The organism is Micromonospora sp. LOL_014 (assembly GCF_048060245.1).
In the GTDB taxonomy this organism is placed as follows: Bacteria; Actinomycetota; Actinomycetes; order Mycobacteriales; family Micromonosporaceae; genus Micromonospora_E.
The window spans coordinates 1-212 of record NZ_JBHMIP010000133.1 but is presented as its reverse complement, the minus strand read 5'-3'; the positions used below and the strand labels follow the sequence as shown (position 1 = coordinate 212).

1 protein-coding gene is annotated in these 212 nt (G+C 68.9%); it reads right to left on the bottom strand.

Translation table 11 applies throughout. From position 1 onward, the window contains the following. Positions 1–212: hypothetical protein (locus ACFHW1_RS28950; RefSeq protein ID WP_416616763.1), on the bottom strand; the 212-nt coding region annotated here is incomplete at both ends.

The window sequence follows — 212 nt, the reverse complement described above, 5'->3', positions numbered from 1 at the left end:
AGTGCCGTGGTCAGCTGGTCGGGGTTCAGGTGGGGTGCCAGGCCGGTCAACGCCTCCGCCCGCCAGTACTCGAAGGTGATTGCGGTGGCGGCGTCGAGTGCTGCGGTCAGTACCGCCGGCCGCTGGTCGGGGCCGAGGCGGAATGCCAGATCGGTCAACGCCTCCGCCCGTGCATGTTCGAAGGTGATTGTGGTGGCGGCGTCGAGTGCTGC